The sequence below is a fragment of the Nocardioides sp. S5-5 genome (assembly GCF_054954065.1).
Genome location: NZ_CP199913.1, coordinates 578496 through 591825, shown reverse-complemented (window position 1 = coordinate 591825; position 13330 = coordinate 578496). Strand labels below are relative to the sequence as shown.

12 protein-coding genes and 1 pseudogene are annotated in these 13330 nt (G+C 72.2%); 5 read left to right on the top strand and 8 right to left on the bottom strand.

Translation table 11 applies throughout. From position 1 onward, the window contains the following. Window positions 1-52: 52 nt before the first annotated feature. Window positions 53-3667, bottom strand: a complete 3615-nt coding sequence (locus tag ACUP6Y_RS02770; protein WP_462554086.1) for a CDP-glycerol:glycerophosphate glycerophosphotransferase — start codon at window positions 3665-3667, stop codon at window positions 53-55. 139 nt (window positions 3668-3806) lie between these two features. On the opposite strand from ACUP6Y_RS02770, the gene ACUP6Y_RS02765 reads away from it, so the two are divergent. From ACUP6Y_RS02765 to ACUP6Y_RS02750, 4 genes and pseudogenes are all read left to right on the top strand, one after another. Then, window positions 3807-4007, top strand: coding sequence for a hypothetical protein (locus ACUP6Y_RS02765; protein WP_462554085.1), 201 nt, complete (start codon window positions 3807-3809; stop codon window positions 4005-4007). A 126-nt stretch (window positions 4008-4133) separates the two neighbouring features. Beyond that, a complete protein-coding gene (locus ACUP6Y_RS02760) occupies window positions 4134-5438 on the top strand; it encodes an IS256 family transposase (RefSeq protein WP_462553128.1) in 1305 nt (434 codons plus the stop codon). Between the two features lie 25 nt (window positions 5439-5463). Further along, window positions 5464-5796, top strand: coding sequence for a helix-turn-helix domain-containing protein (locus ACUP6Y_RS02755; RefSeq protein WP_462554084.1), 333 nt, complete (start codon window positions 5464-5466; stop codon window positions 5794-5796). Next, window positions 5793-6338, top strand: a pseudogene (locus ACUP6Y_RS02750) (IS630 family transposase); the annotation flags it as partial. The gene ACUP6Y_RS02755 and the pseudogene ACUP6Y_RS02750, both read left to right, overlap by 4 nt. Window positions 6339-6670: 332 nt before the next feature. Here the strand turns inward: ACUP6Y_RS02750 and ACUP6Y_RS02745 are convergent. From ACUP6Y_RS02745 to folP, 6 genes are all read right to left on the bottom strand, one after another. Further along, window positions 6671-7267 carry a hypothetical protein gene (locus ACUP6Y_RS02745; RefSeq protein ID WP_462554083.1) on the bottom strand — a complete coding sequence of 199 codons (597 nt, stop codon included), beginning with the start codon at window positions 7265-7267 and terminating at the stop codon, window positions 6671-6673. 88 nt (window positions 7268-7355) lie between these two features. Next, on the bottom strand, window positions 7356-8348 hold the full coding sequence (locus tag ACUP6Y_RS02740) for a hypothetical protein (RefSeq protein ID WP_462554082.1): 993 nt from the start codon (window positions 8346-8348) through the stop codon (window positions 7356-7358). Between the two features lie 10 nt (window positions 8349-8358). Continuing rightward, on the bottom strand, window positions 8359-8856 hold the full coding sequence (locus tag ACUP6Y_RS02735) for a DUF3180 domain-containing protein (RefSeq protein ID WP_462554081.1): 498 nt from the start codon (window positions 8854-8856) through the stop codon (window positions 8359-8361). Then, complete coding sequence (gene folK, locus ACUP6Y_RS02730; RefSeq protein WP_462554080.1) at window positions 8853-9422, bottom strand: 2-amino-4-hydroxy-6-hydroxymethyldihydropteridine diphosphokinase; 570 nt, start codon at window positions 9420-9422, stop codon at window positions 8853-8855. Before folK ends, ACUP6Y_RS02735 begins: the two co-directional genes overlap by 4 nt. Then, window positions 9419-9826: a dihydroneopterin aldolase gene (gene folB, locus ACUP6Y_RS02725; protein ID WP_462554079.1), complete on the bottom strand. Its 408-nt coding sequence runs from the start codon at window positions 9824-9826 to the stop codon at window positions 9419-9421. Before folB ends, folK begins: the two co-directional genes overlap by 4 nt. Then, entirely contained in the window at window positions 9819-10751 is a 933-nt protein-coding gene (gene folP, locus ACUP6Y_RS02720; protein WP_462554077.1) for a dihydropteroate synthase, read from the bottom strand. The genes folB and folP overlap by 8 nt, the downstream gene beginning before the upstream one ends. A gap of 23 nt (window positions 10752-10774) precedes the next feature. Between folP and ACUP6Y_RS02715 the strand changes: the two genes are divergently transcribed. Next, window positions 10775-12334 carry a glycosyltransferase family 2 protein gene (locus tag ACUP6Y_RS02715; RefSeq protein WP_462554075.1) on the top strand — a complete coding sequence of 520 codons (1560 nt, stop codon included), beginning with the start codon at window positions 10775-10777 and terminating at the stop codon, window positions 12332-12334. Window positions 12335-12428: 94 nt separating this feature from the next. On the opposite strand, the gene rfbA is transcribed toward ACUP6Y_RS02715, so the two are convergent. Then, complete coding sequence (gene rfbA, locus ACUP6Y_RS02710; RefSeq protein WP_462554074.1) at window positions 12429-13322, bottom strand: glucose-1-phosphate thymidylyltransferase RfbA; 894 nt, start codon at window positions 13320-13322, stop codon at window positions 12429-12431. Between the last annotated feature and the right edge of the window lie 8 nt (window positions 13323-13330).

The following is a 13330-nucleotide window of genomic DNA, read 5'->3' as shown; positions in this document are numbered from 1 at the left end:
CACGTCTCGCCACGTCGGACAGGCTAGGTCGAGCCAGGGTGTCTAGCAATGTCTAGGCAGTCTTGGGGCGACTGGACGGTGCTGGGGGGCGACCGAAGAAGGCCGCCGCCACCCGCTCGGCGGCCTGCCCGTCCATGAACCGGCTGAACCGCTCGTGGAAGGCCGCCACCGCGCCGGCGTAGCGCCGCTGCAGGCCGTCGAGGTCGCGCAGCAGGTCGACGACCTGCTCGGCGGTGTCGACGTGCGGGCCGGGAGCGGTGGGGCCGTAGTCGTAGAGGAAGCCGCGCACGCCGCCGACATAGGTGTCGAGGTCGGGGACCAGGAAGACCATCGGCCGGTTCGTCAGGGCGAAGTCGAAGCGCAGCGACGAGTAGTCGAGCACCGCCGCGTCGGCGGCCAGGATCAGGTCGTTGATCTCGGGGTACTCGGTGACGTCGAGGAACCGGGTCGCCCCGGCCCTGTCCGCACCGTCGCCGGCCGGGTTATGGAAGCGGTGGCCGCGCAGCAGCAGGACGTAGTCGGGGCCCAGCTCGCGGGCCGCGGCGGCGACGTCGAGGTGGTGGACGGCGTCGGCGGCGCGCCAGTTGGTGGCCTGGTCGTCGCGCCAGGTGGGGGCGTAGAGGATCGCCTTCTGGTGGTCCTCGATGCCGAGCCGGCGGCGTACGTCGGCGCGGACCGCGGCCGCGCGCCCGTCCACGAGGACGTCGTCGCGCGGGTAGCCCTCGCTGTGGATCGCCCCGTCGTAGGCGTACTCGCGGCGGTAGTACTGGTCCATGTCGGGGTCGGGCGTCAGGATCAGGTCCCACTGCCGGGAGGTGCGGGCCAGCTCCAACGCGATGCGGCGCGGCGGGTAGTGCTTGGCGTCCCACATCCGGATGCCCATCGACTTCGACGGGTAGCCGTGGAAGGTCTGCAGCAGCCGCTGGCCCGGGCGCTTGCGGAACCAGCGCTCGGGGTCGATGTTCATGCACAGCTGCCCGGCGGCGGCCATGACGCGGTACCACTCACGGGTGGTCATCACGACGGGTACGGCGCCCTCGGGCACCCAGGAGGCGGCCGAGGCAACGCCCCAGTAGAGCGTCAGGTCCGGGCGGGTGCGCCGCAGCTCGTCGTGGAGCGCGAGCTGGCTGTCGGTCGCGGAGGCGCCGACATAGGACTGGAAGTAGACGGCGTCGGGCTCGAGCGGGATGTCGGCGTCGGCGTACCACTCCTGGAGCCGGGTCTGGCCGTAGGGGACGCGCTCCTCGACCGGGACCGGCGGCAGCAGCTCGACGCCGGCGACCCGGCCCTCCTGCACGATCCGTGCGGAGTAGTCGGAGCCGACCATGAAGTGGTGGAGACGGTCGATGCCGCGCTCGCCGAGGAGGGCGCGGGTGGTGGTGTCGCCGTGGGTGACGGCGAGCCAGAGCCACCCGGGGGCGAGCGGGCGCTCGCCGAGGCCCCAGCGGTCGGTGGTCAGCGTGAGGCTGGCGCGGACCTCCCCGGACGCCTCGCCCGGCCGGAGGTCGGTGGTGAGCACCTCGACGCCGCCGGTCTGGGTGAGCAGGACCAGGCGGGCCTCGGGTGCCGGGAGGCCGAGCCAGCGGCCGGTCACGTCGAGACGGAGGCCCTCGACGGCGAGGTCGTCGACGACCAGGGTGCCGGCCGTCTCGTAGAGCTCGGCGTCGCCCGAGGCGGTGCGGGAGCCGACCACCTCGCCCTCGCCGACGGCGAGCCACTGGGGCGCCCCGGCGGCCCAGCCGAGGGCGACCTCGCGGCCGTCGGCGGTGAGCGCCCGCACCTGCCAGCGGCGCTGGCCGGTCCAGGCGGCGGGGAGCTGGAGGCGGAAGGCCCTGCCGTCGGGCCCGTCGGGCCCGTCGGTGAGCTCGGCGCGGACCTGCTGGGTGCCCTGGGTGACCCGGAGGGTGGTGAGTGTCGTGCCGGCGGGGTCGATCGTGCCCGCGACCGTGCGCCCCTCGACGGTGAGGCTGCGCAGCCGCGGCCCCTGGTCGGGGCGGATCCGCAGGCCGACCACGTCGGAGCGGGGGTTGAAGGCGACGACGGACCCGGCGACCGGGCGGGGCGCGAGGTGGTCGCGGCCGATGAACCCGGCGGAGGCCTGCTCGTCGATGAGGGGGACGGCGCCGGAGCGTCGTACGCCGTCGACGTCGATGTCGACCTCGAGCACCCAGGTGGCGGTGTCGGCGCTCGCGGCGACCACGTCGGCGACGGGTACGACGGCGTCGAAGGCGCCCCAGGAGAAGTCCTGGTGGCGGCGCAGCGCCTGGTTGGCGCGGGCGTCGCGGAACTGCCGGGCCTCCAGCGGGAGCCGCCGGCCGGTCCCCTGCTCGACGAGCGCGCAGGAGATCGCGGGGGCCGCGGTCATGTGGACGAAGTCGACCGCGGCGAAGACGGTCAGCTCGAGGGTGGTGGCGTCGACCCAGCGGGCCTCGCGCAGCATCGCCCGGAACCGGGTCTCGTCGGCGGTCATCTCGAACAGCTCGGGCGGGATGGCCAGCTCGGCGTCGTCGTGGTGGGGCAGCAGCGCCCAGACCCTGCCGTCGCGGACCTCGGTGGGCCGGTTGCCGCGGGTGAACAGCCGCGCACCGAGGAAGTCCTCGAGCGCCTTGCGGTGGCCGCCCTGCAGCAGCCACAGCTTGACCCGGGCCTCGGCGTTGAGCCGGGCCCACACCTGCTCGTCGGCGGCGTCGAGGAGCATCGCGACGTGGTCGCGCAGGGTCTGCCACTGGTGCGCGTCGGCCCGCTCGACGTCGGCGATCAGCGGCTGCACGGCCGTGTCGAGCACGCCCCACAGGAACCACTCCCGGACCTCGGGCAGGCCCAGCGCCTCGACCCGGTGCCAGGTGTGGTCGTTGCGGTCGATCCAGCCGGGCAGGCCGCTGAGCACGTCGGGGACGGTGCCGACCTGAACGCCGTCGCGGCGGTCGGTGGGGATGTAGGTGAAGTCGGCGAGCAGGTCGAAGGCACTCGCCCGCTCCAGCAGGCCGAGCGCGACGTCGGCGCCGTCGGGGAACTCGTCGGTGAAGCGCAGGCCGAGCTGCCGCCAGGTGGCGCGGGTGAAGAGCTTGTTGCCGAGGCCGAGGTCGGTGACCGCGACGGGGGTGGCGGCGAGCGTCGTACCGCGGACGGGGGTGTGGTGGGCGGCGTCGTACGCCGAGTCGGGGATCCAGCCGGCGATGTCGGGCTCGCGCATCGCGCCGACCACGACCGGCGAGCCGGAGCGGGCGTGGGCCTCGACCAGCCGCTCGATGCCGGTGTGGACGAAGTCGTCGCCGGCGTGGGTGACCACGACGACCAGCTCGCCGGAGGCGGCGGCGACCCCGGCGTTGCGGGCGGCGGCGAGCGTCTTCTCGATCTTGACCCGGGTCTTGATCCGCCAGTCCTGGGCGGCGTGCTCGCGCACCGTCGCGGTGACCCGCTCGTGGCGGCCGAAGCGCACCACCAGCACCTCGAGGTTGCGGTGGGTCTGCACCTTCAGCGAGTCGAGGCAGGTGCCGATCCGGGTCGTGTCGTCGTCGCTGACCGGCAGCACGACCGTGACCAGCGGCCCGGAGAACTCACCCCGGAAGCGGCGGGTGGCCCGCCCCAGCGGTCCCCGCAGCCGCCCGGGTCCCGCCTTGGCGAGCCGGATCAGGCCCTGCTGGGCGCGGGCGCGGTCGAGGGCCACGGCAGCAGCGTCCTTCCGGGTCGACGGGTGGGTCGCCCGATGCTACCTAGTAGCGTGTCGCCGCTAATAGTGGTTGCGTTTGGTGCAGTTTGGGTTCTGGCAGGACCTTCCCCTTCACCTGCCAGTCAGGACGTGTGTCGTGCCGTCGCAGAAGAAGTATCCGGTGAGGCTTTCGCTGGAGGATCGTGAAGCGCTGGAGCGGGTGACCCGGAGTGGGGTTCATTCGGTGTCGCTGGTACGTCGTGCGCGGGTGCTGCTCGCACTGGACACCGGAGACGCGGCGCCTGGGCCGGTCGAGGATCGCGCGGTGATCGCGCAACGGCTCGGTGTCGAGCAATGATCAGAACCTGTGGATGGCTCTCGGCGAGGTGACGTGAAGTGGACGTACCTCCCGAGCAAGATCGAAGCCCATGCTCAAGTTCGGATCGGGGTCGGCGTTGGCGCGCCGGCTCGGGAAGGTACGTCCATGCTCAAGGTAGTTCACGACGCTTCGGCGTCCAACGAGGCGGCCGGTGGGTCGCTGCTTGATGAGATCGTCCGCGACGGCGCTCGGCAGATGCTTGCTGCGGCGTTGCAGGCCGAGGTTGCCGCCTATGTCGAGGCGTTCGCTGACGAGGTCGATGAGCAGGGTCGGCGGTTGGTGGTCCGCAACGGGTTCCACCAGCCGAGGGAGGTGACCACGGCCGCGGGTGCGGTCCCGGTACGGGCGCCGCGGGTCAACGACAAGCGCATCGACGAGGCGACCGGGGAGCGGCGACGGTTTGCCTCGGCGATCCTGCCAGCGTGGGCACGGAAGTCGCCGCGGGTGGCGGAGGTGTTGCCGCTGCTGTACCTGCACGGCCTGTCCAGCGGTGACTTCGGGCCAGCGTTGACCCAGTTCCTGGGCACCAGCCACGGCCTGTCGCCAGCGACGATCACCCGGCTGACCAAGGACTGGCAAGACGAGGCGGCCGCGTTCAACAAGCGCTCCCTGGCCGGGCCCGACTACGTGTACGTGTGGGTCGACGGGATCCACCTCAAGGTCCGCCTGGAGCAGGACAAGGTATGTCTGCTGGTGATGATCGGCGTGCGTGCCGACGGTTCGAAGGAGCTGATCGCGCTCGACGACGGACACCGCGAGTCCACCGAGTCCTGGCTCGACCTGCTCCGCTCGTGCAAGCGGCGTGGGATGCGGGCACCGGTCCTCGCGGTCGGTGACGGGGCGCTGGGGTTCTGGGCCGCGCTGCGCGAGGTCTGGCCCGAAACCCACGAGCAGCGCTGCTGGTTCCACAAGATCGCCAACGTCCTCAACGCGCTCCCGAAGTCGGCCCAGCCGGGCGCGAAGACGGCACTGGCGCAGATCTGGAACGCCGAGGACAAGGACCACGCGAGGTCGGCGGTGAAGGCGTTCGCCGCCGACTACGGCACGAAGTGGCCCAAGGCCGTCGCGAAGGTCGCCGATGACCTCGACGTGCTGCTCGCCTTCTACGACTACCCCGCCGAGCACTGGGTCCACCTACGAACCACCAACCCGATCGAGTCGACGTTCGCGACCGTGCGGCTGCGTCAGCGGATCACCAAGGGGCCCGGCTCCCGAGCGGCCGGGATCGCGATGGCGTTCAAACTGATCGAGTCCGCACAGGCCAGGTGGCGTGCCGTGAACGCACCCCACCTCGTCGCGCTCGTCCGTGCCGGCGCAACGTTCAAGAACGGAGTACTCGTCGAACGCCCCAACGACCAAGACGGGCAGCCCTCGAGCCACGAATCAGGAGGTGACGCTCACGCCGCATGACACGCCGATCCACAGGTCTTGACTATTGCTCCTCGGTGTCTCCTGCGAGACGATCCGCCTGGTTTCCAAACGGTTCGTGGAGTCCGGTGGTGATGCGTGGTTCACCGTGGGGCGCAAGCCCCGCCAGAGCCCGCCGGTGCCCTCGCGGATCACTGGCGAGGTCGAGGCCCGACTGATCGCGTTGGCGTGCTCGACTCCTCCGGAAGGGCGTTCGCGGTGGTCGCTGCGGCTGCTGGAGAAGCACGTGGCACTGCTGGCCGAAGAGGGTGAGAAGGGTGAGAAGGGTGAGGGCATCCCGGCTCTGGACCACTCCACCATCGGCCGGGTGTTAAAAAAACGGAGCTTCGTCCTCATCTGAAGAAGTGCTGGACCATCCCGCCCAAGCAGAACGCGGCGTTCGCGGCGGCGATGGAGGACGTGCTGGCGGTCTATGCCCGCGGCTACAGCCAGTGCCGGCCTGTGGTGTGTATGGACGAGAAGCCCTACCAGCTCTTGGCCCACGCGCGCGAGGCGATTCCTGCCAAGCCCGGAGCCGACTTGAAGGAGGACTCCGAGTACGTGCGGCACGGGACGTGTTCGATCTTCTGTTGGGTCGAGCCCCTGGCGGGGTGGCGGCGGGTGGACGCCCAGCCGCAGCGCACCAAGGTGGACTGGGCCCACCAGGTCCAGCGGCTGCTCACCGTCGACTATCCCGACGCCGAGACCGTCGTGCTGGTCATGGACAACCTCAACACCCACACCATCGGCTCCCTGTACCAGGCCTTCGAGCCCGAGACCGCATTCGCCCTCGCGCAACGCCTGGAGATCCACCACACCCCCAAGCACGGCTCCTGGCTCAACATCGCCGAGATCGAACTCTCCGCGCTGACCCGCCAATGTCTGGACCGGCGCATCAGCGACATCGATGTCCTCAACACCGAGCTCGCGGCCTGGCAGGCGGCTGTCAACGCCGATCAGCGGCAGGTCAACTGGCAGTTCACCACCGACGACGCCCGGATCAAGCTCCGCCACCTCTACCCACAACTAAAGCAAGAAAAGCCGCGACGCTCTACTAGTGGTGTGGCGCGGAAATGGCTTGCCGCTTCGCGTGCCCAGGGTGCGTGCAACGCAAGGCGGCGTCGCGACGGCATACCGGGCGTATTGCGAGCGATCGCCAACGCCGCGAGGTGCGTGCATTGGGTGCGCGAAGTGGTGAGCCATTTCAGCGACGCACCACTAGCGGCGGGGACGGATCAGGCGGGGCGGCGGGCCTGGGTGCGGGCCTGTGCCTCGAGGGCGTGGATCTGGGCGGTGAGGACGTCGAGCTCGGCCTCCAGCTCGGCGACCCGGACGACGGCCTGGCCGGCCCGCTCCTCCGCGTCGGAGAGCCGCTCCGCGAGCCGGTCGGCGGTGCGCTGGGCCTCGTCGGCCCGCTCGCCGGCCTCGGCCAGCTCCCGCCGGGCGTCGGCCAGCTCGGCCGCGGCGTCGCCGAGGCGCTTCTCGAGGCGGGCGATGGTGGCGTCGCGCTTGGCGACCTTGCCGGTCATGTCGGCGGCGAACTCGACGTTCTCCGCGGTCCGGACCTCGGTCAGCTCGGCGTACCCGCGCGCCTGGGTGGCGCGGTCGCGGGCGGCCTCCTGACGGGAGTCCAGGAGCTCGGTGTGGGTGATCTTGGTGGCGGCGGCGCCCAGGACGAGCGCGGCGCCGGCGGCGATCGTGACCAGGAGCCAGGAGCCGGTCACGGCGGTGCCGGCGACGGCGAGCGTCGCGAGCATGAGGAGGAGCACGGCGACCAGCACCCGGGTGGAGCGCTGGCGGCGGCGGTTGCCGGACATGACAGGGGAAGTCATGTCTTGCACGGTAAGCCTCCGGACGCCCGTGACGGCGCAGACACGCTCGTCACAACCGTCACAACCGCCACAGGCGGCCCGGCGTGGCTCAGCGCACCGGTCGGCACGACGCCTGCCCGCCGGCCACCGTGATCTTGAACGCGATCGCCGGCCTGGCGCCCCGCTTGGCCTTGCCCTGGACCAGCTTGATGCCGCGCGCACGCTGCTGCTTCGCCGAGACCTTCGTGTGCAGCCAGGCGACGACGTCGGCCTCGCTCGCGCCGGCCGCGAGCTGCTGGTTGGCCCGCCAGGTCACCCCCATCGCCCGGGCGACACCCCGGCGCTCCCACTGGTAGCGCGCCTTGTGCTTGTTGGCCCGGGCCTGCTTCGGGATCTTGATCTGCGGCCGGGCCCAGGTCCAGGCCATGGCGCAGGTGCTCACCTGCTGGACCTCGCCACCGAAGCCGATCTGCTCGTACCGCTCGTCGGTGCGCACCAGGCGTCCGGCCGCGTCGCTGACCGCCGTCATCGTCAGCGCGAAGTGGCTGTACGACAGCTCCCCGCCGCCGTACCTGAGCCTGCCCGTGAAGGTGGCACCCCCACCCGGGTCGGCGGTCATCGTCAACTCGTCCCACGCGGCGTCGCTGAACACCGGCTCGTCGCCCGCGTCCTCGCCCCACAGCTCGGCCGCGGGGCTCTCGACGCCCAGCGCGTTGCGGCTCTTGACCCACTTGGGCGGCACGGGCGCACGATGCACCCGCAGCGACTTCCGTACGGCGGGCGCGGTGCGGCCGTAGCGGGCCCGGCCACGCTCGATCACGTCGGTGGGCACGTCGTTCGCCCAGGTCGTGCGGGTCCGCTTGGTGTCGGTCGGGCGGTCGTACTCGATCACCGTGCTCTCGTCGCCCTCCTGGTCGTCGAGACAGGCACTCGTGACGGTGCCGCTCTCGCTCTCCCAGGCGGTGAGGAAGGACGTGGTGACCGCGGCGTCGAAGGCGGCGACCACCTGCGGGTCGGGCGCCGCGGCTGCGGCGCGCGCGCCGGCGGGAGCGGCGACGACGGTGAGGGCGAGCGACGAGACGAGAGCGATCAGGAGGCGCACGCGCGGCCTCCTACCCATCGTCGCGGATCCGACACGCCCGCTCGAGCAGGAGCCCGGCGACGACGGCCGCGAGCGCACAGCCGGCCGCGACGAGGGAGCGCACCATCCGCTCGTCGGCCAGCTCCGCGGAGTCGCCGATCCACGAGAGCGCGTAGCCGACGTACCCGCCGGTGGCCAGGGCCGCGACCAGGGAGCTGGCGCGGGCGAGGACCAGCCGGTTGACGGCCTGGTGGGCCTCCAGCCGCTCGCGGCGCACGTGGACCGCGCGGTGGGTCACCCAGGCGACGTACCCGAGGATCGCGGCGAGCAGCAGCAGGGCGAGCGGCTGGGCGGGCGACACCAGCGGGGGTACGACGCCCAGCCGGTCGCACACCGGGTGCAGCGCCCAGCCGACGACCACGCCGACCACCACCCAGCCGAGGACGGTGGGCAGACCAGTCGGCCGCAGCCCGTCGGGCGACGGGCCCGAGGGCTCCTGCTCGGGCTCCGGGACCGGGTCCCGCGTCACTCCGTCTCGAGCACCAGGTCGTCGCGCAGCTTGAGCCCGCTGGCGTCGATCTTCTCGAGCAGATCGGCGATCGGGCCGTGGTCGAGCAGCTGCGCGTCGGACTCGAGGTCGTGCCACGGCTTGAGCACGAAGGCGCGCTCGTGCGCGCGCGGGTGCGGCAGCCGCAGCTCGTCGGTGTCGCTGCGGCGGTCACCGACGACGATCAGGTCGACGTCGAGCGTGCGCGGGGCGTTCTTGACGTCGCTGCGCTCGCGCTCGAAGGCGTCCTCGATGGCCAGGGCGCGGTCGATGAGGCGGTGGGCCGGCAGGGTGGTGTCGGCGAGCACGACCGCGTTGAGGAAGTCCTGGGCCTCGGGCGGGCAGTCGACCGGCGAGCTCTCGTAGACCGGCGACACGCCCGTGATCCAGACCTCCGGGGTGTCCGCGAGCGCGCCGAGCGCGCCTTGGAGGGTCGCGAACCGCTCGCCGAGGTTGGATCCGAGCGCGATCACCATGCGACGGATCGGGCGCATCTCGCCGGTCAACGTGTCCGCGTCGACGATATTCGGATTGGGGGTCTCGGTCATGCTGGGCCCTCTGCCTTCCCGGTTCGGTCTCCCACCCCGGCTGCCTCACGGCGGCGGGTGATGGTGAGCTGTACGTCGGCGAACGTCGCCTGGATCGGCGCATCCGGCTTGTGGACGGTCACACGCACCCATTCAACACGAGGGTCCAACAGGCAGGTGTCCGCGATCCGCTGCGCGAGGGTCTCGATCAGGTCGACCGGGTCCCTCGTGACGGCCGCCACGACCTGGTCGACGAGGCTTCCGTAGTCCACGGTGTCACGCAAATCGTCCGACGCCGCCGCGGGGGCGGTGTCGACGGCGAGGGTCAGGTCGATCCTGAAGACCTGGCCGTCGCGGCGCTCGTGGTCGAAGACGCCGTGATGGGCGAAGCACTCGATGCCGAGGATGCTCAGCTCGTCAGTCATTCTCAACTCTCCGCTCTGCCCCGGGCGTCTCGAGACGGTCGCTGCGCAACTCATCGACGACCGGGGGCGCCGCGTCCCGATCCGCGGCTGGACTCCACTGTGCCGCAACCGCCAGCGCATCGCGATGGGCACGCACATCGTGGACCCGTAGGCACCACACCGGCGCGCCACCGAGTCCGGCCGCGAGCAGGGCGCTCAGCGCCACGCCGGCCGCCTCCCGCTCGCCCACCGGGCGCGCCTCGCCCGAGGCGTCCGCGAGCAGGCGCCCGAGGAAGGTCTTGCGGCTGGCACCGATCAGCAGCGGGAAGCCGAGGCCCGCCAGCACGTCGAGGCCGCGGACCAGCTCCCAGTTGTGGTGGGCCAGCTTCGCGAACCCCAGACCCGGGTCGAGCACGACCTGGTCGTCGCGCACGCCGGCGGCCCGGATCGCCGCGACCCGCTCCCCCAGCTCGGCGTGGACGGCGGCGACGACGCCGCCCTGCTCGTCGTACTCGGTGAACCGCTGCATCCGGTCGCTGTGGGCCCGCCAGTGCATGGCGACGTAGGTGGCGCCCGTGCGGGCGACGACCTCGAGGATCGCAGGGTCGGCGAGGCCGCCGGACACGTCGTTGACGATCCGCGCGCCGGCCGCGACCGCGCGCTCGGCGACCTCGGCGCGCATGGTGTCGACCGAGACGGTGGCGCCGTCGGCGGCGAGCGCCTCGATGACGGGTACGACGCGGTCCAGCTCCTCGGTGACCAGCGGCCGGGTCGCACCCGGCCGGGTCGACTCGCCGCCGACGTCGAGGATGTCGGCGCCCTGGGCGAGCAGCTCGCGGCCGTGGGCGATGGCGCGGGCCGGGTCGTCGTAGAGCCCGCCGTCGGAGAACGAGTCGGGCGTGACGTTGACGACCCCCATCACGAGGGGCGTCGACGGGCCGGTCATGGCGGAAACCCTAGACTCCGGACATGGCCGAGGCTCCCGCGGTGTCCGTCGTGATCCCGACCTACCGCTCCGGCCCGGGGCTGGACCGGGCGATCGCGTCACTCGACGCCCAGAGCCTCCCGCAGAGCGGGCTCGAGGTGCTGCTGCTCGACGACGGCTCCCCCGACGACACCGCCGCCCGGATCGAGGGGATCGCGGCCGACCGGGCGAACTACCGCGCGTTCGCGCTGGAGCCGTCGGGGTGGCCGAGCCGGCCCCGCAACATCGGCGTGCGTGAGGCACGGGGACGCTACGTGCTCTTCTTGGACCACGACGACGAGCTCTACCCCGACGCGCTGCGCGCCGGCGTCGCGCTGGGCGACGCGGCCGGCGCCGACGTGGTCAACGGCAAGGAGGTGCGCACCCAGATCGCCCGCTGGGGCCTCACCCACTACACCCACGACGCCCCCGACGCGAGCGACGAGCCGCTGCGCGGGCTGCTGCCGATGACGCCCCACAAGCTGTACCGGCGCGCGTTCCTGGTCGAGCACGACATCCGCTTCCCCGAGGCACCGCGGCACCTGTGGGAGGACCTCTTCTTCCACGTCGACGTGCTCCGGCACGAGCCTGAGGTGGCGCTGCTGAGCTCGACGCCCTTCTACCACTGGCGCAAGACCGCCGAGAACAGCTCGACGTCCACCGACGGCACCAAGCTCGACTACAGCGGCGACCCGGAGTACTGGCCCTACCTCGACAAGCTGTTCCGGCTGATCTCCGGTGTCGAGCGGCCCCCGATCCGCGACGAGCTGCTCGCCCAGAACGTCCACGTCCGGCTGGTCTCCCAGCTCGGCCAGCGGGCGAGCGACGACGCGAGCGTCGCCGAGGCCCGGGCCGAGGTCGCCCGGCTGCTCTCGGCGTACGTCCCCGCCGAGCTCGACGCGCTGCTGCCCGAGCGCAGCCGGATCGCGATCACGCTCTTCCGCGCCGGCCACGCCGACGCGGCCGCCGACTTCCTGCGCGACGGCCTGGAGCGGCGCCCCGAGTTCGCGGTGACCACCGTCGAGGACGCCGGCGACGGTGGCGTCACGGTGACCGGCACCGTCACCTGGAGCCGGGTGCCGGGCCGGCCCTTCGCCCGTCGTACGGCGGACGGCGAGGTGGTCCGCGCCCGGCCCGAGCCGCTGGCCGGCCTGCTCGCCGAGTTCGAGCTGACTCCCTCGGCGGACGTCGCGGACGCGTTCGTGGACGTGGCGATCCGGCACGCCCCGACCCGGGTCAACTGGCTGCTGCCCTCGACCTCGCGCGTCGAGCTCGTCGAGCAGCCCGACGGCACCCTCGAGCCGGCCGGCACCTTCACCGCCCGCTTCGACCCCGCGACCGCCGCGATGGGCGGCCCGCTGCCGCCCGGCGCGCACCTGGTGCTCGGCATGTGCGAGCTCGACGGGCGCACCGGCATCAAGCGGGCGTTCAGCGACCTCCCCGCCGGCACGCAGGTCGGCTCGGTCGTCCTCGACTACTCCGCCCAGGACGGCCTGCTGCTGCGGGTGCCCGCCGCCGAGCCGCCCGCCCGCAAGGGGCTGCTCAAGCGACTGCGGCGGGGCTGACGGCCACCGGGCGTCGTGGAGGTCGCCCAGCGACCGTCACGAGACGCCCAGGCCCGCCTCCTCGACGCGCCACGACCTTCGGCCGCTGACCGCCTCAGAGCAGATGGTCGGGGCCGGAGTCGGCGGCCTCGGCGAGCAGGTCGAGCAGGTAGCGGCCGTATCCGCTCTTGAGCAGCGGCTTCGCGAGCTCCTCGAGCCGCGCGTCGTCGATGATCCCGAGCCGCCAGGCGATCTCCTCGGGCGCGCCGACCTTGGTGCCCTGCCGGGCCTCGAGGGCGCGCACGAAGTTGCTGGCGTCGTTGAGGTCGTCGAAGGTTCCGGTGTCGAGCCAGGCGGAGCCCCGGGGCAGCACCTCGACCTGGAGCCGGCCCTCGTCGAGGTACATCCGGTTCAGGTCGGTGATCTCCAGCTCGCCGCGCGGCGAGGGCCGGAGCGTCTTGGCCTTCTCGACCACGTCGGAGCCGTAGAAGTAGAGGCCGGGCACGGCGTAGTGGCTGCGCGGCTTCTCGGGCTTCTCCTCCAGGGAGAGCGCCTTGCCGTCGGCGTCGAACTCGACGACGCCGTACGCCTTCGGGTCGGCCACGCGGTAGCCGAACACCGCGGCGCCGTCGAGGTCCTCGAAGCGGCGCAGGCGGGTGCCGAGGCCGGCGCCGTAGAAGATGTTGTCGCCGAGGACCAGGCCCGCGCCACCGCCGGCGAGGTGCTCCTCGCCGATCAAGAAGGCCTGCGCGAGGCCGTCGGGCGAGGGCTGGACGGCGTAGCTGATCTCGATCCCGAACTGCGACCCGTCGCCGAGCAGACGGCGGAACTGGTCGGCCTCGTGGGGCGTCGTGATGACCAGCACCTCGTGGATCCCCGACAGCATCAGCGTCGAGAGCGGGTAGTAGATCATCGGCTTGTCGTAGATCGGCATCAGCTGCTTGCTGATGGCGTGCGTGATCGGGTGCAGCCGACTTCCCGTGCCGCCGGCGAGGATGATCCCGCGCATCTGGTCTC